Origin of the sequence: Novosphingobium sp. EMRT-2 (genome assembly GCF_005145025.1) — a bacterium.
Classification (GTDB): domain Bacteria; phylum Pseudomonadota; class Alphaproteobacteria; order Sphingomonadales; family Sphingomonadaceae; genus Novosphingobium.
In genome coordinates, this window is the sequence record NZ_CP039695.1 from 791,649 (window position 1) to 812,665 (window position 21,017).

At 66.4% G+C, this 21,017-nt stretch carries 17 protein-coding genes; 7 read left to right on the forward strand and 10 right to left on the reverse strand.

The window, feature by feature from the left end; genetic code table 11:
- Nucleotide 1: 1 nt before the first annotated feature.
- The gene (locus FA702_RS03970) at nucleotides 2-1,081 is read right to left on the reverse strand and encodes an efflux RND transporter periplasmic adaptor subunit (protein ID WP_168195984.1); all 1,080 of its coding nucleotides are present in this window, start codon (nucleotides 1,079-1,081) and stop codon (nucleotides 2-4) included.
- 133 nt (nucleotides 1,082-1,214) lie between these two features.
- Between FA702_RS03970 and FA702_RS03975 the strand changes: the two genes are divergently transcribed.
- Both FA702_RS03975 and FA702_RS03980 read left to right on the forward strand, forming a co-directional pair.
- Nucleotides 1,215-1,871: a response regulator transcription factor gene (locus tag FA702_RS03975; protein ID WP_136955125.1), complete on the forward strand. Its 657-nt coding sequence runs from the start codon at nucleotides 1,215-1,217 to the stop codon at nucleotides 1,869-1,871.
- Nucleotides 1,868-3,247, forward strand: coding sequence for a sensor histidine kinase (locus FA702_RS03980; protein WP_136955126.1), 1,380 nt, complete (start codon nucleotides 1,868-1,870; stop codon nucleotides 3,245-3,247). The genes FA702_RS03975 and FA702_RS03980 overlap by 4 nt, the downstream gene beginning before the upstream one ends.
- Here the strand turns inward: FA702_RS03980 and FA702_RS03985 are convergent.
- Nucleotides 3,219-3,701: an Lrp/AsnC family transcriptional regulator gene (locus FA702_RS03985; protein ID WP_136955127.1), complete on the reverse strand. Its 483-nt coding sequence runs from the start codon at nucleotides 3,699-3,701 to the stop codon at nucleotides 3,219-3,221. The genes FA702_RS03980 and FA702_RS03985 overlap by 29 nt on opposite strands.
- Nucleotides 3,702-3,818: 117 nt before the next feature.
- Here FA702_RS03985 and putA point away from each other — a divergent pair, with 117 nt between their 5' ends.
- Nucleotides 3,819-7,337 (forward strand): bifunctional proline dehydrogenase/L-glutamate gamma-semialdehyde dehydrogenase PutA, encoded by a 3,519-nt coding sequence (gene putA / locus FA702_RS03990; RefSeq protein WP_136955128.1) that lies wholly within the window; start codon nucleotides 3,819-3,821, stop codon nucleotides 7,335-7,337.
- Between the two features lie 79 nt (nucleotides 7,338-7,416).
- The gene (locus FA702_RS03995; protein WP_136955129.1) at nucleotides 7,417-9,582 is read left to right on the forward strand and encodes a penicillin acylase family protein; all 2,166 of its coding nucleotides are present in this window, start codon (nucleotides 7,417-7,419) and stop codon (nucleotides 9,580-9,582) included.
- Here the strand turns inward: FA702_RS03995 and FA702_RS04000 are convergent.
- From FA702_RS04000 to FA702_RS04020, 6 genes are all read right to left on the reverse strand, one after another.
- Nucleotides 9,579-10,967, reverse strand: a complete 1,389-nt coding sequence (locus tag FA702_RS04000; RefSeq protein ID WP_136955130.1) for a PepSY domain-containing protein — start codon at nucleotides 10,965-10,967, stop codon at nucleotides 9,579-9,581. The genes FA702_RS03995 and FA702_RS04000 overlap by 4 nt on opposite strands.
- A 39-nt stretch (nucleotides 10,968-11,006) precedes the next feature.
- Entirely contained in the window at nucleotides 11,007-11,651 is a 645-nt protein-coding gene (locus tag FA702_RS04005; protein WP_136955131.1) for an SCO family protein, read from the reverse strand.
- Nucleotides 11,638-11,853, reverse strand: a complete 216-nt coding sequence (locus FA702_RS04010) for a hypothetical protein (RefSeq protein WP_136955132.1) — start codon at nucleotides 11,851-11,853, stop codon at nucleotides 11,638-11,640. Before FA702_RS04010 ends, FA702_RS04005 begins: the two co-directional genes overlap by 14 nt.
- Complete coding sequence (locus FA702_RS22695) at nucleotides 11,850-12,350, reverse strand: DUF2244 domain-containing protein (RefSeq protein WP_168195985.1); 501 nt, start codon at nucleotides 12,348-12,350, stop codon at nucleotides 11,850-11,852. The genes FA702_RS04010 and FA702_RS22695 overlap by 4 nt, the downstream gene beginning before the upstream one ends.
- Nucleotides 12,351-12,423: 73 nt before the next feature.
- Entirely contained in the window at nucleotides 12,424-12,807 is a 384-nt protein-coding gene (locus FA702_RS22700; protein WP_168195986.1) for a hypothetical protein, read from the reverse strand.
- 163 nt (nucleotides 12,808-12,970) lie between these two features.
- Nucleotides 12,971-15,919, reverse strand: a complete 2,949-nt coding sequence (locus FA702_RS04020) for a TonB-dependent receptor (RefSeq protein WP_136955134.1) — start codon at nucleotides 15,917-15,919, stop codon at nucleotides 12,971-12,973.
- Nucleotides 15,920-16,148: 229 nt separating this feature from the next.
- On the opposite strand from FA702_RS04020, the gene ribB reads away from it, so the two are divergent.
- The 3 genes from ribB to FA702_RS04035 are packed head-to-tail and all read left to right on the forward strand — an operon-like array spanning nucleotide 16,149 to nucleotide 18,769.
- A complete protein-coding gene (ribB, locus tag FA702_RS04025) occupies nucleotides 16,149-17,417 on the forward strand; it encodes a 3,4-dihydroxy-2-butanone-4-phosphate synthase (protein ID WP_136955135.1) in 1,269 nt (422 codons plus the stop codon).
- 6 nt (nucleotides 17,418-17,423) lie between these two features.
- Complete coding sequence (ribH, locus tag FA702_RS04030) at nucleotides 17,424-17,843, forward strand: 6,7-dimethyl-8-ribityllumazine synthase (RefSeq protein ID WP_136955136.1); 420 nt, start codon at nucleotides 17,424-17,426, stop codon at nucleotides 17,841-17,843.
- On the forward strand, nucleotides 17,840-18,769 hold the full coding sequence (locus tag FA702_RS04035) for an aldo/keto reductase (protein WP_136955137.1): 930 nt from the start codon (nucleotides 17,840-17,842) through the stop codon (nucleotides 18,767-18,769). The genes ribH and FA702_RS04035 overlap by 4 nt, the downstream gene beginning before the upstream one ends.
- Nucleotides 18,770-18,806: 37 nt before the next feature.
- Here the strand turns inward: FA702_RS04035 and FA702_RS04040 are convergent, their stop codons facing one another.
- Entirely contained in the window at nucleotides 18,807-19,889 is a 1,083-nt protein-coding gene (locus tag FA702_RS04040; protein WP_136955138.1) for a hypothetical protein, read from the reverse strand.
- The gene (locus tag FA702_RS04045; RefSeq protein WP_136955139.1) at nucleotides 19,883-20,977 is read right to left on the reverse strand and encodes a phosphotransferase; all 1,095 of its coding nucleotides are present in this window, start codon (nucleotides 20,975-20,977) and stop codon (nucleotides 19,883-19,885) included. Before FA702_RS04045 ends, FA702_RS04040 begins: the two co-directional genes overlap by 7 nt.
- Nucleotides 20,978-21,017: the final 40 nt, after the last annotated feature.

Genomic DNA, 21,017 nt, shown 5'->3' on the forward strand with positions numbered 1-21,017 from the left:
CTTACTGCCCCGCCAGCGACTTGAGTTCGGTCACGCCGGTGATCGCCACCTGTTCCCCGACCCGGATTCCGCCGGACAGCACCGCCCGCCCACCGGTTTCGATGGCGACGGCCACCTTGCGCCGCTCGAAGGCATTGCCCTTGCGCACGAAGACGTAATCCTGTCCGTCGATCCGGGTGACCGCGCTGACCGGCACCGCCACGCCGCTGGCGCCCGATGCGCCGCCAATCACCGCGGTGACGCCTTTGCCGGGCACCAGCCCGTCGGAGGCCGAAAGGCTGGCCTTCGCCACAATCGAGCGCGTCATTGGATCGAGCGAAGCGCCGACCGACAGGATTCGGCCTGTCACCATGGCGCCGCCCTCCAGCGGCACTTGCACCGCCATGCCCGGCTGCACCTGCCCCGCCATCCGTTCGGGCAATTGCAGGTCCAGCCGCAGCGCCGCGGTGTTCTCGATCACGAACGGCGCCGCGCCCCCACCCACGGCCGCGCCGGTCTCGATCGCCGCCGTTGCCACGCGTCCCGCAATAGGCGCGCGCAACGTGACCGTACCATCCCGCCCCGCGCCGGCCAGTGCCAGCAGACGGCGGTTCTCGCGCACGCTCGCCTCGCTGCGGCGTAGCGCGGCGCTGGCCTCGTCGGCGCGGACGCCAGCCACGACGCCTTCACGCGCCAGTTGCGAAAGCCGGTTGGCATTGGCCCGTGTCAGCGCCAGATCGGCTTCGGATCGCGCAAGTTCGGCGCCGAACTGCACCGGCTCCGCCGCGCGCACCACGGCCAGCGCCTGCCCCTTCGCAACCGCCTGTCCCTGGATCACCAGAACCTGTACTGCGGTTCCGGCAAACGGCGTGGTCACCGCCACGCGTGCTTCGGGCGGCAGGTTGACTTGCGCGGGCACCGAACCGATCGGCAGCGCGCCGGCGTCTTCCGCCGGCTTCACTTGGATGCCAAGGCGTTCGATCTGCGCCGCCGTCAGCGCGTGCGCGCCGGCTTTTTCCGCCGCGCTTTCCGTTGCTTCGGGAGCCGGCGCACGACTGGCACTCCACCAGAAAGCACCGCCGGCGAGAACGACGGCAGCCACGCCGCCTGCAAGAATCCGCTTGTCCATATCAGGGGCAATAGCCACGAACCTGACAGGAGCTTGTCAGTTTGGGAGAATACTGACAGCTTTTTCGCGATTGCTCACCGATCGGCGGAGGAGAAGGACAACAACGATGCGGCTGCTGCTGGTCGAGGATGACGAACAACTGGCGCGCCGCCTGTCCGACCGCCTGCGCGGCGCGGGCTTTGCTGTCGATGTCGCCCGCAACCGCGCGGAGGGCGAAGATTGGCCGGACATGGACAAGATGGCGGCGGTGATGCTCGACCTTGGCCTGCCAGACGGCACCGGCATGGACCTGCTGCGCTTCTGGCGTGCGCGCCGCGTCGAATGCCCGATCCTGATCCTCACCGCGCGCGGCAGCTGGCAAGACAAGGTGGAGGGGCTGAACGCCGGCGCCGATGATTTCGTGGTCAAGCCCGTCCGGTTCGAGGAACTGCTGGCCCGGCTGAACGCGCTGTTCCGCCGCCACGCGGGCAAGCACGATCCCTGGTTGGAGGAAGCCGGCATCCGGCTCGATCCGGTCAGCCGCACGGTGCTGCGCGATGGCGAGCCGCTGCTGCTCAGCAAGCAGGAATTCCGTCTGCTGCAACTGTTCCTGCGCCGGCCCGGACAGGTACTGTCACAGGGCGATATCATCGAGCATCTCTACGATCTCGACAGCCAGCGGGAACTGAACGCGGTGGAAGTGCTGGTCTCGCGCCTGCGCCGCAAGATCGGGCGCGACCGCATCACCACGCTGCGCGGGCTGGGCTACAGGTTCGAACGATGACGCATCACGCCCCCCTCCCCGGCGCGCGCGGGTTGCTCAACAGCTTGCGCGCCCGCGTGCTGCTGGCGGTCCTCGTGTGGGTCGGCCTCGGTATCGGCGGCATCTGGTTCTCGGCCACGCGCGTCTTCACCAAGCACATCGAGGAACAGTACCACGAGGAACTGGACGTCCACGTCCGCGAGTTGGCCGGCTTGGTGAAGATCGGCCCCGGCGAACACATCGAACTCACCCGCCCGCTGTCCGATCCGCGCTATCTGGTGCCGCTTTCGGGCTTCTACTGGCAAGTCAGCGTGGACCGGGGCATGATCCTGCGCTCCGCCTCGATGACGCGCGGCGCGCTGGACGAGGACGTGGCCCACGGCCCGGTTATCGTCCACCGGCTCGACAACGGGCCGACTGGCCCCGCCATCACTTATGGCCTGATCCGCAAGAGCCCCGCCGGGCGCGACATCCATTTCGTGATCGCCACCGACCAGCGCCTACTCGACGAAACCATCGCCCGGTTCACGCGCGAACTGACGCTGTGGCTGCTGGCGCTAGCCGTGGCGCTGGTGGCGACGGGCCTGTTCATCGTGGAGTTCGGATTTCGTCCGCTGGACCGGCTGGCGCAGGCGACCTCGCGCCTGCGCGCCGGCGCCACCGCGCGGCTGGACGGCCATTACCCGGTGGAGATCACGCCGCTGGTGGACGACCTCAACGCCTATATCGCCCACAATACCGCGATCGTCGATCGCGCGCGGGTGCAGGCCGGCAACCTCGCCCACGCGCTGCGCACGCCGCTGGCGGTCATCACCGACGAGGCCGAACGGCTGGCGCAGGATGGTGGCACCTCCGTCTCCGCCGCGGTGTTGCTGGAACAGACCCGGCTGATGGCGCAGCAGATCGAATACCAGCTCGCCCGCGCCCGCTCCGCCGCCGGATCGGGCGCACCCGGCGCGATCAGCCGCCTGTCCGACGTGCTGGCGCCGATCCTCTCCGCCATGCGCCGGCTGCACCCGGACAAGAGCTTCGATCTCGTCAACCACGCCGGACCGGAGGCGGCGTGGCCGGTCGATCCGGTGGACCTGTCCGAACTGCTTTCCAACCTCATCGACAACGCGGGCAAGTGGTCTGAAAACCAGGTGCAACTGGTGATTGGCGAGGACGGCAGCGTCCGCGTGATCGACGATGGCCCCGGCCTTGCCGTCGGCGACATCGCCCGCGCTTTCGAAATCGGCAGCCGCTTCGATCCCGGCAAGCCCGGATCGGGCCTGGGCCTTGCCATCGCGCACGACATCGCGACCGCCTATGGCCTGTCGCTGACGCTGGAAAACCGGCCGTCTCCCGCGCACGGCCTTATCGTTCAGCTCAGGGCGCGCGGCCCGACAGATCCTTGACCGCTTCCATCACCACGAACGTGGACGTGTGCGAAACATGCGGCAGGCGGGAAATCTTCTCGCCCAGCACGGCGCGGAACCGGGCGATGTTGGCGGTGCGGACTTTCAGCAGGTAATCGAAATTGCCCGCTATCATGTGGCATTCCTCCACTTCCGCGATCGCCTTCACCCCGCGGTTAAACTCGGCCAGCGCCTGTTCGCGCGTGTCCGACAGCTTCACTTCGGTGAAGGCGATGTGATCCAGCCCCAGCCGCGCAGGGTCGATCACCGCGCGGAAGCCGGTGATGACGCCGTCATCCACCAGCCGTTTCAGGCGGACCTGGCACGGCGTTTTCGAAAGCCCGACGCGTTCGGCCAGTTCGGTCACGGGCAAGCGCCCCTCGCGCCCGAGTACATCGAGGATGCGTTTATCGAACTGGTCAAGTTGCCTTTCCATATCGATTTCGTCAGGCATATCACCCTTTCATTCCGTAAATTTCCCCTCTCCTCCTATTTCAGACGCGCAAAATAAGCCAGATTGCCTTTCGCACTTCTGTTAGGATCATCTCATCCCGTTCCAGAGGTTCGCCCCATGACCACGCGCCCGCCCTTCGCCGATTTCGCCCCGCCCATCCGCGAACAGGATGCGCTGCGCCAGGCGATCACCGCCGCTTATCGTTGGCCCGAGCATGACTGCATCGCCGCGTTGCTGCCACAGGCGACCCTGTCCGATGCGGCCCGCGCCGAAGCGAGCGCGCTGGCCCGCCGCCTGGTCGAAGCCCTGCGCGCCCGGCCCAAAGGCAGCAGCGTGGACCAGCTGGTGCAGGAATTCGCGCTCTCCACGCAGGAAGGCGTGGCGCTGATGTGCCTTGCCGAAGCCCTGCTGCGCATTCCCGACGACGCCACACGCGACGCCCTGATCCGCGACAAGATCGCCGGTGGCGACTGGCGCGCCCATATCGGTGGCAACCGATCGCTGTTCGTCAACGCCGCCACCTGGGGGCTGGTGGTTACGGGCAAGCTCACCGCCAGCGTCGACGACCGCAACCTCGGCAACGCGCTGACCCGCCTGATCGCCCGCGCCGGCGAACCGATCATCCGGCGCGGCGTCGATCTGGCCATGCGGATGATGGGCGAACAGTTCGTCACCGGCCGCACCATCGAGGAAGCGCTGGAACGCGCGCACGAACTGGAAGCGAAAGGCTTTCGCTACAGCTACGACATGCTGGGCGAGGCCGCGATGACGGCGGAGGACGCGGCCCGCTACCTGGCCGATTACCAGAACGCGATCCGCGCCATCGGCCGGGCGTCGGCCGGGCGTGGCATCGTCGAAGGCCCCGGTATCTCGATCAAACTCTCCGCGCTCCATCCGCGCTACGCCCGCGCGCAGGCGGATCGCGTGATGGCTGAACTCCTGCCGCGCGTGAAGGGCCTGTGCGAACTCGCCAAGCGGTTCGACATCGGCCTCAATATCGACGCAGAGGAAGCCGACCGTCTCGAACTCTCGCTCGATCTGCTCGAAAGCCTGGCGCTCGATCCCGATCTTGCCGGCTGGAACGGCCTGGGCTTCGTGGTGCAGGGCTATGGCAAGCGCTGCCCCCATGTGATCGACTGGATCATCGCGCTGGCGCGCCGGTCTGGCCGGAGAATCATGGTGCGGCTGGTCAAGGGCGCCTACTGGGATGCCGAGATCAAGCGCGCGCAAGTGGATGGCCTCGCCGATTTCCCGGTCTATACCCGCAAGGTCCACACCGATGTCGCCTATATCGCCTGCGCGCGCCGCCTGCTGGACGCCCCCGACGCGGTGTTCCCGCAATTCGCCACGCACAACGCGCACACGCTAGCGACGATCCACGCCATGGCCGGGCCGGACTTCGCCATCGGAGCTTACGAGTTCCAGTGCCTGCACGGCATGGGCGAACCGCTGTACGAGGAAGTCGTCGGCGCGGACAAACTGGACCGCCCCTGCCGCATCTATGCCCCGGTGGGCACGCATGAAACGCTGCTGGCCTACCTTGTCCGACGCCTGCTCGAAAACGGCGCAAACTCCTCGTTCGTCAACCGCATCGCCAACGAGACCGTGCCGGTGGAGGAGATCATCGCCGATCCGGTCGAGCAGGTCCGCGCCATGCCGATTCCCGGCGCGCCGCACCCGAACATCGCGCTGCCCGGCGCGCTCTATCCCGGCCGGCGCAACAGCAAGGGCGTGGACCTTTCCAGCGAGGCCGTGCTTGCCGATCTGGCCGAACGTTTCGCCACCGCCAGCCGCGAGCCGGCCCACGCCGCGCCCTCCCCACGCCTCGCCACGCTTCCGGCGCGGCCGGTACGCAATCCCGCCGAGCACGATGACACCGTCGGCACCGTGGCGGATGTGACCGCCGAAGCCGCGCGCGAAGCGGTCCGCATCGCCGCCGGCGCGGCCGCCACCTGGGCTTCCACGCCGATCAACGCGCGCGCGACGTGTCTGGAGCGCGCCGCCGATGCGCTGGAAGCGGCGATGCCCGATCTGCTCGCGCTGATCGTGCGCGAAGCCGGCAAGTCCGTGCCCAACGCCGTGGCCGAAGTGCGCGAGGCTGTCGATTTCCTGCGCTACTACGCGGTTCGCGCCCGCAGCGACCTTGCCGGCAGCACGCCGCTGGGGCCGGTCGTCTGCATCAGCCCATGGAACTTCCCGCTGGCGATCTTCACCGGGCAGGTCGCCGCCGCGCTCGTCGCCGGCAATCCCGTGCTGGCCAAGCCCGCCGAGGAGACCCCGCTGATCGCGGCCGAAGCCGTGCGCCTGCTGCACGCGGCGGGCGTGCCGGCGGACGTGCTCCAGTTCGTACCCGGCGATGGCGCGATCGGGGCAGCGCTGGTCGGCGCACCGGAGACGGCGGGGGTGATGTTCACCGGCTCCACCGACGTCGGCCGCCTGATCCAGAAGCAGCTTTCCACCCGCCTTTCCGCCACCGGCCGCCCAATCCCGCTGATCGCCGAAACCGGCGGGCAGAACGCGATGATCGTCGATTCCTCCGCGCTGGCCGAACAGGTCGTGGCCGATGTCATTGCCTCGGCCTTCGACAGCGCAGGACAGCGCTGCTCCGCGCTGCGCGTGCTGTGCCTGCAGGAAGACGTGGCCGACCGGGTGCTCGCTATGCTCAAGGGCGCGCTGGCCGAATTGCGCATCGGCCACACCGACCGGCTGGCGGCGGACATCGGCCCGGTCATCACCGCCGAGGCGCAGGCACGGATCGAGGCGCACATCGAGGCCATGCGCGCGCGCGGGCGCACGGTAGAGCGCCTGCCGCTGCCCGATGAAACGCGGGCCGGCACGTTCGTTGCGCCCACGATCATCGAACTCGAAGCCCTGTCCGATCTGGAACAGGAAGTCTTCGGTCCGGTCCTGCACGTGATCCGCTATCGCCGACAGGACATCGACGCGCTGATCGACGCGATCAACGCCTGGGGCTTCGGCCTGACTTTCGGCCTCCACACCCGGCTCGACGATACGATCGCGCGCGTCACCAGCCGCATCCATGTCGGCAACATCTACGTCAACCGCAACGTGATCGGCGCGGTGGTGGGGGTTCAGCCGTTCGGAGGGCATGGGTTATCGGGCACCGGGCCGAAGGCGGGCGGACCGCTTTATCTCCAACGCCTTGTCCAGCCGCGCCCCGCGCTGCCGTTCCCGGTGGATGCGGAGGTCGTGCTGCCCGGCCCGGTGGGCGAACACAACCTCTACCGGATCGGCCCAGCCGGGCGCGTGATCCTGTTCGCGCAGAACAGCGCCGCCCTGGCCGAACAGATCGAGGCGGCGACGGCAAACAGCAACGCGGCCGTCATCGCCGATCCCGCCCTGGTGCCGTCCCTGCCCTCCGCGCTGGCGGACCGGGTGCTGGCACCGGCGGACTGGCGGCAAGCCGGGCCGTTCGCCCGCGCGCTGGTTAACGGGGACAGCGCTTTCGTGACGGCCGTGCAGCAGGCGCTCGCCGCGCTGCCCGGGCCGATCGTGACCGCCGAAGCGCCTTGCGCCGCCGGCGGCTATGCGCGGGCGATGCTGGTGGGCGAACAGTCCGTGTCGATCAACACCACGGCGGCCGGAGGAAACGCCAGTCTGATGACGCTGGCCTGATCGGAATCCACACTTGGCCAATGGCCTCGCGCGTGCGACGAAGCCAACCGGCTTCAAGACACCAGAGGGGCAAGACAAGATGCGGCGTTCCATCGGCCTGGCGTATTTCGGCTCCTCGGCGGCACTGGCCCTGTTCGGCGCATGGTCACCGCAGGCCAGCGCCGCCGAGGCACCGCGCAACGTGGTGATCCAGCGCGATGACTGGGGCATCGCCCACATCACCGGCCAGACCGATGCCGACGCGGTCTATGGCATGATCTATGCGCAGGCCGAGGACGACTTCAACCGGATCGAGGTCAACTACCTCACCAACCTGGGCCGGCTGGCCGAGGCCGAGGGCGAAAGCGCACTGTGGTCGGACCTGCGCCAGCGCCTGTTCATCGATCCGGAGGTGCTGAAGGCCGATTACGCCGCCAGTTCGCCGTGGCTGAAAGCGCTGATGGACGCCTGGGCCGCCGGCCTCAACGCCTTCCTCACCGACCATCCGGAGGTGAAGCCGCGCGTGCTCACCCGGTTCGAACCGTGGATGGCGCTCAGCTTCACCGAAGGCAGCATCGGCGGCGATATCGAAAGCGTGCCGCTGAGCCAGTTGCAGGCGTTCTACGAAAAGCGCGCCATCGCCATGACCGCGCTGGAACGCGGCACGCAGTTCCGCGAACCGCAGGGCTCCAACGGCATGGTAATCGCGCCGTCGCATACGCAGGACGGGCACGCGCTGCTGCTGATCAATCCGCACACCAGCTTCTTCTTCCGCTCCGAACAGCAGGTGACCAGCGGCGAAGGCCTGAACGTCTATGGCGCGTCCACCTGGGGGCAGTTCTTCATCTACCAGGGGTTCAATCAGCATGCCGGTTGGATGCATACCTCCAGCGGCATCGACAATGTCGACGAGTTCGCCGAAACGATCGCGCCCTCGCCCGATGGCGACCTCTACTACCGCTATGGCGGCGCCTTGCGCAAAGTGACGGTCAAGCCGGTCACGCTCGCCTTCCGCAAGCCCGATGGCGCGATGGGCACGCGCACCTTCACCACTTATGCCACGCACCACGGCCCGATCGTGCGCGAGGCGGACGGCAAGTGGATCGCTTTCGCGCTGATGAACAAACCCGTGCCCGCGCTGGAACAGAGTTTCCTGCGCACCAAGGCGCACGATCTGGCGGACTTCCTGCAAGTGGCCGAACGCAAGGCCAATTCCTCCAACAACACGCTGTTCGCCGACGACAAGGGCGAGATCGCCTACCTCCACCCGCAGTTCGTGCCCGTGCGCGACGACCGCTTCGATTATCGCCATCCGGTCGACGGCAGCGATCCCGCGACCGACTGGAAGGGGCTGCACGCGCTGTCCAATCTGCCGCAAGTGGTGAACCCGAAGAACGGCTGGGCGTTCAACGTCAACAACTGGCCGTGGACCGCTGCCGGGGCGAACAGCCCGAAAGCGAAGGCCTTTCCCCGCTACATGGATCAGGTGGGCGAAAACCCGCGCGGCGCCCATGCGGAAAGGGTGCTGTCCGCCTGCTCCGATTTCACGCCCGATCGCCTGATCGCCGCCGCCTACGACCCATGGCTGCCCGCCTTCACGCGCCTGCTGCCCGGCCTGATCGCCGCGCATGACAAGGCCCCCGACCCGGCGCGCGCGGAACCGGTGGCGCTGCTGCGCGGCTGGGACCAGCGCTGGGCGCTCGATTCCACGGCGACCAGCCTTGCCGTGTTCTGGGGCGAAGCGCTCTGGGCAAAAGGCGCGGACGAGGCCAAGCGTTCGGGCATCACGGTGTGGGACTGGATGGCCGATCACGCCACCGATACCCAGCGGCTGGCCGCGCTGGACGAAGCGACTGCCCGGCTCAAGACCGATTTCGGTGACTGGCGCGTGCCCTGGGGCCAAATCAATCGCTACCAGCGCAACGACGGCGCGATCCGCCAGACCTTCGACGATGCGAAGCCCAGCACGCCCGTGCCTTTCACGTCCGCGCAATGGGGCTCGCTCGCCGCGTTCGGCGCACAGCGCTATCCGGGCACGAAGCGCTATTACGGCACGCGCGGCAACAGCTTCGTCGCCGTGGTGGAATTCGGCCCGCGCGTGAAAGCCAGGGCCGTCAGCACCGGGGGCGAAAGCGGCCACCCGGCCTCGCCCCACTTCGCCGATCAGGTGAACCGTTACGTTTCAGGCGACCTGCGGCCGGTCTATTTCTATCCGGAAGACCTGGCCGGCCACGTTACATCAAAGGAGGAACTGGTGCGGCGTTAAACCGTCCTCACCAGACCCAGCCAGCGCGCGGCGGGCGCGATCCGCACCAGCACCAGCCGCTCGATCACCAGCATGGCCGGCATCGACAGCGCCAGCAGCGGCAGGAACATGGCCAGCACCAGCGCGATCGTGGCCATGCCCCGCTTGCGCGCGGGAACGGCCGACAGCGGCGGCGCGCCCAGCACGCCACCGGGCTTACGCCGCCACCACAGTACGAAGCCGCTGACCGCAAGCATCACCAGCATCAGCGCGGTCATCACCCCGATCAACTGGTTCCCCCAGCCGAACAGCGCGCCTTCGTGCCAGGAAATGCCATAGCCCACGACGCGATCGATCGGGTGCTTGTCGGCAAAGGTCTCGTGCGAAAGCTGCGCCGCGGTGCGCGCATCGAACGTGTAGGTTTCACCCAGCAAACGGTTCTGCGTGTCCGCCTTCACGGTCCATGCCGATGATGGCTTGGCGCCGAACGCCCCCGGCGCACCGGGCGGGGAAACGATCACCGGCCAGGCCATGTGACGCGATCGGGCTTCCGCCACGATCTCGGTCAGCGAAACCGGCGTCGGCCCGCCGGCATGGTCGTGCGACATGCCCGGCATCGCATGCATGGGATCGCCACCCGCCATCATCGCCGCATGGTCATGCCCGGTATGCTCGTCGGCATCGGCGGCGCGCCCACCGATCGTCCAGTCCTGCTTGCCCTTCACCCAGCCCATCTCGGCGCGCACCGCCTTCAACGCGCTGCCCCAGACCGAGGCCCACGGCAGCCCGGTCACCAGCAGCACCAGCGCCAATCCCGAGACCCAGAACCCCGTCACCGCATGGAGATCGCGCCAGAAGGCGCGCGATCCGCGCATCAGCCGCGGCCAGACCACACCCGCCGCACCGCGTCCGCGCGGCCACCACAGGTACAGCCCGGTCAGAATCATCACGATGCCCCAGCTTGCCGCCAGTTCGACGATCCAGCTGCCCCGCTTGCCTAGCAGCAACTGGCCGTGGACCGCGCGATCGATCGCAATGATCCGCTTTTCGGGATCTAGGCTGCCCAACACCTTGCCCTGAGGGGAAACGAACACGTCGCGCATCCCCTTCCCGCCAGGCAAGGCGATATGGACCAGCGCGGCATCGCCTTCGCGTTCGGGCAGGCGATAGGAATGAAGCCGCGCGCCCGGGAAGGCGGACAGCGCGGCTTCACCCTGCGCGTCGGGCGAAACGGTTTCCGCAGCAGGCAGGGAGCGGAAAGCGCGTTCTTCCCATCGCTCTATCTGCGGCTTGAACAGATAGAGCGATCCCGACAGCGCAAGCACGAGGACCATCGGCACCACGAACAGGCCGGCATAGAAATGCCAGCGCCAGATCGTGCGGTAGAGGGCGGAACTCTGGATCATGAGAGGCAATCCGTGGTGGTTGGCGATGGATGGTCCGGATCAGCTTCGCCCGACCAGCCGCTTGAGCTTGGCCAGCGAATCCGCTTCGGGTTCCTGGAAGTTGATCGTGTCCGCGAACCGGCCCTCGGCATCCATCAAGTAGATCGCGGCGGTGTGATCGACGGTGTAGTCGCCGCCAGGCTGCGGCACCTTCTGGACATAGACGCCAAAGGCCTTCTCGACAGCGGCCAGTTGCGTATCGGTTCCGGTCAGACCGAGGATCGGCGTGCCGAACATGGCGGCATAGCGGCCCACGTCCGCTGGCTTGTCGTGCTCGGGATCAACCGAAACGAACACGATTTCGAACCTGGCACCGTCCGCGCCCAGTTGCTTGCGCAACCGCGCCATCCGCGCCAGGCTGGTCGGGCAGACATCCGGGCAACGCGTGAACCCGAAGAAGATGGCGAAGGGCTTGCCATCGAGCTTCGTGCTGGAGAACGCCGAACCATCCGGCGCGATCAGCGTGAACGGGCCGCCGACCCCCGCCCCTTGCGCTCCCGCGTTCTCCGACTGCGCTCCCTTGCCACCGCCGAACGCCACCAATGCCAGCCCCAACAGTCCGATCGACACCAGCAGGACCACCAGCCAGCGCAGGCTGCGGTCGCCTGCCGGTAGAGCGGCATCGTCAGGATCAGGAACGGTCATGCGCTGTTCCCCGGCCGCAATCGGGCGAGACGCAGACGGCGTCCGCTTCTCCCAGCGCGGATGCTGCGCCCGGCAGCAGCAGCCCCGGCACGGCAGCCAGCCCGCGCAGGGCAAAGCACAGGGCCACGGCGGCCCACGTCCGGCGGCGAATCCGGCGCAAGTGCGCGGCGCGCGCGGGCGACAGCGTGAAAAGGCCGCTCACGGCCGGCTCTCCGTTGCCGCGCCCAGCGCCGCCGCGATGACGGGCGCCACCGCGCGCCGTTCGTCGAGGCTGAGGCAGCGCCCGATCTCGACCACATCGGCCGCGGTCCGCACCAGCAGGCGCAGGGCAGACGGCGTCGGCGCTTCAACCCGGAACGAAAGCCAGGGACCTTCGCATTCCGTCACCCGGCCGTGGCTGTCGGCATGACGCAGGCGTCCGGGACCGACTTCCAGGGTTTCCGCCGCGGCCGCCTGCTTCTGGTGCCGCTCCAGCGCGAACGTGAGCGCGGCAACGGCGACCAGCGAGAAGGCCGGGACGAGCCAGTAGCCATGGACGACCGGCACGATCGACAGGACCAGCAACAGGAACGCCAGCGCGGCGAAGGCGGAACGCGCCTCATGGGAAAGCGCCGAGCGATTTTCGCGCATGCGCACGACGATCGCGCCTTTGTCGCAAGCGCCGGACCGCCCATGGGAGCGGTCGAACATTTCGTACATCAAAGGGTACTCCGGCATGCCGAGGGCGCGTGATCCGCACCGCCCGGCCGATCCGACAGGATGGTTCAGGCTGTCAGGCGCAGGCCGGAGGGCCGCAGGGCGGTGGCAGAACATGACGCGCGCGCGCAAGGCGCGGCAGGGGAACCGGCGCGAATCCCAGCGCCAGCACGAACAGCATCGCCAGCGCGATCTGGATGGGGTCCGCCCCGCCCAGCGCCGCGAAGGCATGCCCGGCGAACGGGCAGACATCGTGCGATGGCGAATTGCCATCCTTCTGGCCGGACGCCGGCAGGGAAACCTGACGAGCGAGATGATCGCCCGAAGCATCGGCACAGACGAGGAGAGTCAGGATTTTCTGCCCCTGTGCCGGCCCCACCATGTAGCCAGCGGGCAACAGCGCCTTCATCAGCAGCGCGAACGCGACAACGATCGCCGCCAGCCGGCGATGTCCGATCAAGAAGGCGCGCAGTTCCCCCATCGCCCGCTCGCTTACCGCGCCCCGCCCATCCTGTCACGCCCCAAGCCGACGGGCAGGAGCCAGGACAAATTGTCCCACCCAAAGGAAAAGGCGCCGGGAGCATGCCTCCCGACGCCTTCCACCTTTCCGCTTTCCTCCCCGATCAGAAGCGGAAACCGGCCGCCACGCCATAACGGCGCGGTTCAAGCGTGAAGATGTTGGTGAAGTTCCCCGAGGACTGGTCCGTCACGTACAGACCCGTGATCGGGTTCGAGTTGCCCAGATTCTGGACGAAGCCGCGAATGAACCAGCGGCGATCGGGACCATCGATCTGCAGCTGCGCGTTGATCTGGGTGTAGCTCGGGATCCGGTTGACGGCACCGTTGAAGATATTGCCGGTCGAGGTGCCCGTCAGCACGATGTCGAAGCGCGGCGTAATCGAAAGACGGCCAGCCGGAATCTCGTACTGGACGCCCGCCGCAACCTTGTAGTCCGGCGCGCCGGGCAGCTTGTTGCCCTTGATGTTGACCGGAATACCCGAGGTATAGACGCTGATGCCCTTGGGATCGAACGCCGCACCGTTGGTGGCAGCAACCGCCTGCAACGCCGCGCAGATGCTGTAGGCACCAGTCGAGGCGATCCCGCTGCCCGCGCCGAACGACGTTGTGGGCCGCAAGCCAGCACCCGCTGCAACGCCGGGAATGCTGCCTGCGTTGATAAGGGTGTTGACCGTGTTGACGAAGGCGTTGACGCCGGCAACATTGCCGGCGGTATTGGCCCCGACGGCGCAGTTCGCCGCGTTGGTGATGTCCTTGATGATGACCGCATCGGAACGGCCGCCGCCAAAGTCACGCGGGTTGGCAAGGTATTTGTCTTCCGACACCTTCGTATTGAGATAGCTGGCGGAGATGTTCACCGACAGCCCCGGCGTCGGCCGCAGGATCGCTTCGGCTTCCAGGCCCCAGATATTCGCGCTTACGTTGTCGTTGACCGACGTGCGGGCGACGATGCGGGAAAGCTGAAGATCCTTGTACTTGTAGTAGAACCCGGTGAGGTTCAGAGTCAGCTTGCCGAACTGGTTCTTCGACCCGATTTCGAATGCGTTCACGAATTCCGGAGAAAACGTTTCCGGCACCGCGAAGATCGGCGAAAGCGGCGGGTTGATGCCACCCGACTTGTAGCCACGCGAATAGGACAGATAGATGAGGTTGTCCGGCGTGATCTGGAAGTCCAGAACCGCGCGCCCGGTCAGTTCGTTGAACTTGGCGTTGCGAACCTGGAAGGGCTGATTGCCCGGCAGATTGGCATCGGCGTCGTAAGAACCGAAATAGGGCGACGTGTAGGCGTTAGCCGAACCATTCGGCACGAGCCAGTTGAACACCGTCGTGCGGGCGATGATGTCCTTCTGATCGTGGTTGTAGCGCAGGCCGAGCGTCAGTTTGATGCGGTCATCGAACTTGTAATACGCTTCGCCGAAGATGCCGTAGCTCGAAACCTTCAGGTAATCGGAGTTATTCCGGTAGAACGGCGTCGCCAGATACGCGGGCGGCTGCCCCGAGCCGAGCGCCGTGAACGCACCACCCACACCGGCGAAGTAGTCGAGACCGAACGAGTTCACGTAGTAGCTGTTTTCGGACATCGTCAGCTTGCTGTAGATGCCGCCCAGCAGGAAGTTGAACTTGCCGTCCCACTTCGAGCTGAGGATGGCTTCCGCCGACCAGCTCTTGTTGTACTGGACCGATCGGTCGAAGTCCTGCGGCGACATGGCGCAGGACTTGTGCCCACCGTAAACGCCCGTGCCCGTTTCTTCCGGCAGCGAGGTGCAGATCACGCCGGTCGGGCCATTCGGCATCAACGCGTCAGCCACCGGCTTGAGATAGGTGGCAAGGCCGGCGCCCAACGCGCCCGACGCGGCGGCGGCCAGCGTGTTCAGCGTCGGCTGGATCAGCGCGCGGCTCTGAATCGAGTTCGTGTAGTCCTGGCTCGAATCGACCCGGACGCTTTCGAAGTTCCCGGTCAGCTTCAGGCTCAGCCCCTTGCCGAGATCCTGATCCAGAGAGCCCACGACGATCCATTCGTCGGTAAAGTAATTCGGTTCGGTATCCGTGTTGATTACGCGTGGATCGGCCGGATTGACCACGCCCGAATAGCTGTCCGGGCCATAGAGATCGCCCAGCGCGAAATTCGGCATCCCTGGTTGGCCTGCGGGCAGTCCACGAATTGCAAAGAACTGCTTTGACGTCAGGATCGAAGCCAGCGTGCTGTTGCCGTTGGTGACGCCATAGCCCTGCGTGGCGTTGAGGCAGCCGATGATTCCGGTCGGATCACGCTGGCACAGCTGCTTCTGGATGCGCATGCGATGGTCTTTTTCGCGGAAATACTGCGCCATCAGGTCGATCGTCGTGCTGGAGGTCGGCTCCCACCGCACCGAAGCGCGAACGCCATACATGTTGCGATCGTCGTAGTGCTTGCCGTTGGCGAGATTCAGGGTGTAGCCATCACGGTTGAGGTAGAAGCCCGCGAGACGGACGCCAAGCGTGTCCGTGAGGGGCGCGTTCAGCATCCCCTTCACCTTGATCGAATTATAGTTGCCGTATTCGGCTTCGCCCGACGCGCCGAACTTGCTGAGATCGGGCTTGGCCGTGATCAGATCGACGACGCCCGAGGTGGCGTTGCGGCCGAACAGCGTGCCTTGCGGGCCGCGCAGAACCTGGATCTGCGCAAGATCGTAGAATTCGCCTTCGAAGAGACGGGTCTGGAAAAGCGGCGAGTCATTGAGGTGGATGGCGGTGGCCTGGTCGCACGTCACGCCCACGCAAAGGTCGCCGATGCCGCGGATCGTAAAGCTGGACGATGTGAAGTTCGTCTTGGTGAAGGTGATGTTGGGCAGCGACAATTGCAGATCGCTTGTGTTCTTGATCTGCTGCTTGTCCAGCGCTTCAGGCGTAAACGCGCTCACCGCGATCGGAACGTCCTGCAGGCGTTCCGACTGACGCTGGGCGGTGACGATGATTTCTTCGGTATCTGCCGATCCACCAGCAGACTGTGCGAAGGCGGGAGTTGCGACTGCCGACGCGCATACGCCAACAAGCAGGGAAAGCTTGCCCCTCATAGCTCAGACCTCTCTCTCCAGCGGTGCCCCTCGTTGATGTGGGCTACCCCGGAACACAGGACATAACGAGCGGGATTCCTTGTCAATGGCCAATTCGCATTCGCGCCTTGCCGTAGCGGCAACCCATTCGGCGCGTGATTTTAATGACACAGTTAACTGAAATTTTCGCGATATTACGATGTCACATTCCCCGCTTGCACTACACACTACAATGTGAAATACCCGAATCATGTCTACTGACCTCATCGAACGCATCCGCCGACTCATCGTCGATGGCGGCATGTCCCGCTCCGGCCTCGCGCGTGCCGCTGGCCTCCACGCCAACACCCTGCGCGACGTGACGCAGCCGAACTGGAACCCCACGGCGGACACACTCGCCAAGCTGGAACGCGTCCTCAGCGAGAGCGACGACGCGCCGGCGCTCGTTCCCATCGAGGAAATCATCGAGGAAGCGCGCAATGGCCGGATGTTCATCCTGGTCGATGACGAGGATCGGGAGAACGAGGGCGATCTGGTCATCCCCGCGCAGATGGCCACGCCCGACGCGATCAATTTCATGGCCACGCACGGTCGCGGCCTCATCTGCCTGACGCTCACCCGCGCGCGCTGCGAACAGCTCGGCCTGGAACTGATGAGCCGCAACAACGGCACGCGCCACGAAACCGCTTTCACCGTTTCGATCGAAGCCCGCGAAGGCGTGACCACCGGCATTTCCGCCGGTGACCGCGCCCGCACCGTTGCGGTGGCCATCGATGCCGGCAAGACCCGGGACGACATCGTCACGCCCGGCCACGTCTTCCCCCTGATCGCGCGCGACGGCGGCGTGCTGGTGCGCGCCGGCCATACCGAGGCGGCGGTGGACATCTCGCGCCTTGCCGGCCTCAACCCTTCGGGCGTGATCTGCGAGATCATGCGCGATGACGGCACCATGGCGCGCATGGACGATCTCGTCCCCTTCGCTCGCCGCCATGGCCTCAAGATCGGCACGATCCGCGATCTGATCGAATACCGCCGCCGGCACGATCATCTGGTCAGCAAGGTGGCCGAGGTGCCCTTTACTTCGGACTACGGCGGTGACTGGCGCCTGCTGACCTACCGCAACAAGGTCGATGGCACCGAAAGCCTCGTGCTCCAGAAGGGCCAGGTCATCCCCGGCGAACCGACGCTGACCCGCGTCCACACCTTCTCGGCTTTCCACGACCTGCTGGGCCAGCCAGGCCCGCGCAAGCGCACGCTTCAGCGCGCGATGGCGGAAGTGGGCAAGGCCGGCAACGGCCTGATCGTGCTGCTGTTCAATCCGCCGGAAGCCGATCCGGCGCGCGGGGGCAACAGCGGCGGCCCGGACATGGACCTGCGCAGCTATGGCATCGGCGCGCAGATCCTGGCCGACCTTGGCGTGCATGACATGACCCTGCTATCGAACGCCCATCGCAACGTCGTGGCCATCGAAGGCTATGGCCTGAATATCGTCGGCGAACGGCCGATCCCCGAGGAGTAATCGGCCATGGCCAAGTTCCTGATTGTCGAAGCCCGTTTCTACGACCACCTCAACGACATGCTGATCGCGGGCGCCAAGGCGGCGCTCAAGGCGTCCGGCCACAAGGCCGAGGTCATCACCGTTCCCGGCGCGCTGGAAATCCCCGGCGCGATCGCGCTGGCCGACCAGAGCGGGGACTATGACGGCTATGTCGCCATCGGTGTGGTGATCCGGGGCGAAACCTACCACTTCGAGATCGTGGCCGGCGAAAGCGCGCGCGGCATCATGGCGCTGACCATGGATGGCGTCGCCATCGGCAACGGCATCCTTACCGTGGAAAACGAAGCGCAGGCAATCGTCCGCGCCGATCCCGCACAGAAGGACAAGGGTGGCGAGGCTGCCAAGGCCGCGCTTGCCCTCCTCGCGCTCAGGGAGCGCTTCGCATGAGCGGCAAGCATCCTTCGCTGTCCGGCATCCCGCTCGTCCTGGGCGGCAACGTCTTCGGCTGGACCATCGACCGCGACTGCAGCTTCGAAGTGCTGGACGCCTTCTACGAGAACGGCGGCCGGATGATCGATACCGCCGAAGGCTATTCGGTCTGGGTCCCCGGCCACAAGGGTGGGGAAAGCGAGACCGTCATCGGCGAATGGCTGGAATCGCGCGGCGTGCGCAAGCACATGCGCATCGCCACCAAGACCAACATGGCCGGCGAGCCCGGCGGCCTTGCGCCTGCGCGCCTGCTCGAACGCTGCCAGGCCTCGCTTGAACGCCTGCGCACCGATTACATCGATCTCTACTATGCGCACCGCGACGAGGAACAGACCCCGCAGGCCGAAGTGGCCGAAGGGTTCAAGACGCTGTTCGACCGGAAGCTGATCCGCGAAGCCGGCGCTTCCAACTTCTCGCTCGACCGGCTGGCTTCGGCGCAGGCGGCGGCGGAAGCGGCCGGCGCGCCGGCCTATGGCGTGCTGCAGAACCAGTACAATCTGCTCGAACGCGACGCCTATCCGGCCGAATTGCAGGCGTTCTGCGTCAAGCACGACGTGGCGATGCTGCCGTTCTTCGGGCTTGCAAGCGGCTTCCTGACGGGCAAGTATCGCAAGGACGCCGATTTCGCGCGCTATCCGCGTGGCGAAGGCCTGCGCAAGTACGCCGAACCGGGCAAGCGGCTGCTGCCGGTGATGGACCGCATCGCCACCGAGACCGAAGCCACGCTGGGCCAGGTCGCGCTGGCATGGCTGCTGGCCCAGCCCGGCATTGCCGCGCCGATCGCCAGCGCCACCACCGCCGATCAGGTCGACGATCTGGTCGAGGCGATGGAACTGGAACTGAGCGCGGCGCAGGTTGCCGCCCTGACGAAGGCGCTCGACTGAGACCGCTGCAAGGGGCCTACGAGGCCCCTTGCCGGCTTCAGGCCACGTCCATGCCTTGCAACCCCATTGGCCCGTAAGGACCAAGGACGAGTTGCTCGAACACGCCCACGCCTTCCTCGCCGGTGCTGGTCGTCACCCTGGACACGATCTGGACGTGGAAGTTGTCCGGCCGGGCTGGATCGCAAGTTGCGAGGTCGATGTCCTCGCGCTCGACCTCCAGCGGTCCGTGGTACAGCCCGTGCCCCCATTTGGGCGAGGTATAGCCGATCCCGCGCATCTGGAACCGCACCAGCGCCTCGAACGACACCGTCAGCGGCCCCTCCGGCGTTGTGATATCGAGACTGCCCGAAGCCGGCCAGCGCGTGCCCGATGCCAGGGGCGATGCCATGGTCGCGGAAGGCGTTTCGTAGTGATCGTGCGCGCCGGCACCGTCCGGCGCGATCACCGCCCGCGTGTTCCACGGCGCGCCGTGCATATCCGCGTTGATATGGTAGAACAGGCTGCGATCGGGCAGGTTGATCGGCGTCCATTGCCAGAAGAACGACGGAACCACGCCGTGCCCAAACGGCTGCGTATCGCTGCTGCCCACCGGACGCACGCCCCAGCTGCGGTCGCGCGTGCCGGCCGTCTGCGGGTGCAGCGCCTCACGCGCGCCATCCACTTCCACCCAGCCCTCGTAATGCCCGTTCTGCGTCAGCCGCGTGTAATCCATGAACGCGCGCGGCCCGATGCGGAACGTGAAGCGCGGCTCCTCGATGGGAAAGGCACGGCCGGTGAAGGCCAGCTCGGCGGCGATCCCCTCACCGTTGACGCGCACCACCAGCTTGCGCAGCGGCTCGACCACCTCGATCGAGATCGGCCCGACCGTCAGGTCGAACCGTTCCATATTCAGTTCACGTGACGCATGAAGACAGTGCTGGATACCATTGCGGATATACGAAAAATGGGCATCCGCCACGTTCAGGTGCGGATAGATGCCGAAGGCCACCGCAAAGAAGCCTGAGCCGTCCGGCGCATAGCCATTGAAGAAATAGCGATCGTAGAAATTCCGGTCCGTGCCCGCATAGGCGACGGGCTCGGGCGTCTGGTGCAGCGGAAAGTCATCGCCCTTGGTCAGCATGCTCCGGTCTCCAGGAAGTGGCGCAGCGCGCCGATGCTGTCGTGGTCGAGCGCCAGTTCGCAGGCGCCGGTTGCCATCGACAGGAAATTCTCGTCGCCGCGCGGGGTCCGCACCACGAACGCGGCGCTGAACACCGCCGTGGACACGCCGTGGAGCGCCCCAAGGCGATAGCGCGTCCAGATCGCCTCACGCGTGGTGGGTACGCCGCGCCGGCTCATCTCGGCGCAATAGAGGTCGAGCAGTTCGTCCTCGTGCGGGCGGCGCAAGGCGCTGCCGATGCCGCATCCCATGAAATAGCCCACGTCGGTCAGGCCGCAGCCGATCCCGGTCGTCTGCCAGTCCACGATCGCGATCGGCTCGGCCCCGTTACCCACACCGAACAGCATGTTGTCGAGCCGGAAATCGCCGTGAACGAGACCCGGATCGGGTAGCACGCGGCCGAACCAGCCGCCGATCAGGTCATTGAGTTCGTCGCAAATCCGCATGAGCTCGGGCGCCAACTGCCCGTCATAGCGTTCCCGGAACACGGCATGGGCCTGCGGATAGAGCGCGGCCATCTGCCCGGTCAGCGCCGGTTGGGGCTGGAAGCAGGGCTGGCCCAAGATGGCGGGGTGGTTGCGGCTGGGGGCGTGGATCGCCGCCGCCTGGCGAATAGCGGCGCGCGCGTCGTCGATACTGCAGCCGAGCAACTGGTTGCCACCACGCTCGGGCGCCAGATCCTCGAACAGAAGGACAAATTCCTGCCCGTTCTCATCCACTTCCGCGGCAAAGGTGCGAGGGACTCTGGCATCCAGCAATCCCGCCACCTCGCGGTAGAACGTCACTTCCTTGGTGTAGAGCTGCAGTGTCGCGGCCGTGCCCCGGCTGGTTTGGTCGGCGGAGGCGAACTTGCCCGCCACCGTGGCCGGCCCCGCGCCTTCCCGGTCATAGGTCAGCGTGAAGCGCGCGGTATCGCCGACCTGGCCGGTGCCGATCGGCACCCACGCCATGTCGGTAACGCGGGCATCGCGCAGCACGCCGCTTTCGCGCAGGCGCGCCTCCAGCCATCCCGCATCGACTTCGGCGGGCTTCCTCGGAAAATCGACCATGCTCTTCTCTCCCACCGCCAAGCTGGCAGAGAGAGCAGCG

Coding starts and splice junctions, on each gene's coding strand:
- FA702_RS03975 (WP_136955125.1), top strand. CDS start 1,215: ATGCGGCTGCTGCTGGTCGAGGATGACGAACAACTGGCGCGCCGCCTG.
- FA702_RS03980 (WP_136955126.1), top strand. CDS start 1,868: ATGACGCATCACGCCCCCCTCCCCGGCGCGCGCGGGTTGCTCAACAGC.
- FA702_RS03985 (WP_136955127.1), bottom strand. CDS start 3,701: ATGCCTGACGAAATCGATATGGAAAGGCAACTTGACCAGTTCGATAAA.
- putA (WP_136955128.1), top strand. CDS start 3,819: ATGACCACGCGCCCGCCCTTCGCCGATTTCGCCCCGCCCATCCGCGAA.
- FA702_RS03995 (WP_136955129.1), top strand. CDS start 7,417: ATGCGGCGTTCCATCGGCCTGGCGTATTTCGGCTCCTCGGCGGCACTG.
- FA702_RS04000 (WP_136955130.1), bottom strand. CDS start 10,967: ATGATCCAGAGTTCCGCCCTCTACCGCACGATCTGGCGCTGGCATTTC.
- FA702_RS04005 (WP_136955131.1), bottom strand. CDS start 11,651: ATGACCGTTCCTGATCCTGACGATGCCGCTCTACCGGCAGGCGACCGC.
- FA702_RS22695 (WP_168195985.1), bottom strand. CDS start 12,350: ATGTACGAAATGTTCGACCGCTCCCATGGGCGGTCCGGCGCTTGCGAC.
- FA702_RS04020 (WP_136955134.1), bottom strand. CDS start 15,919: ATGAGGGGCAAGCTTTCCCTGCTTGTTGGCGTATGCGCGTCGGCAGTC.
- ribB (WP_136955135.1), top strand. CDS start 16,149: ATGTCTACTGACCTCATCGAACGCATCCGCCGACTCATCGTCGATGGC.
- ribH (WP_136955136.1), top strand. CDS start 17,424: ATGGCCAAGTTCCTGATTGTCGAAGCCCGTTTCTACGACCACCTCAAC.
- FA702_RS04035 (WP_136955137.1), top strand. CDS start 17,840: ATGAGCGGCAAGCATCCTTCGCTGTCCGGCATCCCGCTCGTCCTGGGC.
- FA702_RS04040 (WP_136955138.1), bottom strand. CDS start 19,889: ATGCTGACCAAGGGCGATGACTTTCCGCTGCACCAGACGCCCGAGCCC.
- FA702_RS04045 (WP_136955139.1), bottom strand. CDS start 20,977: ATGGTCGATTTTCCGAGGAAGCCCGCCGAAGTCGATGCGGGATGGCTG.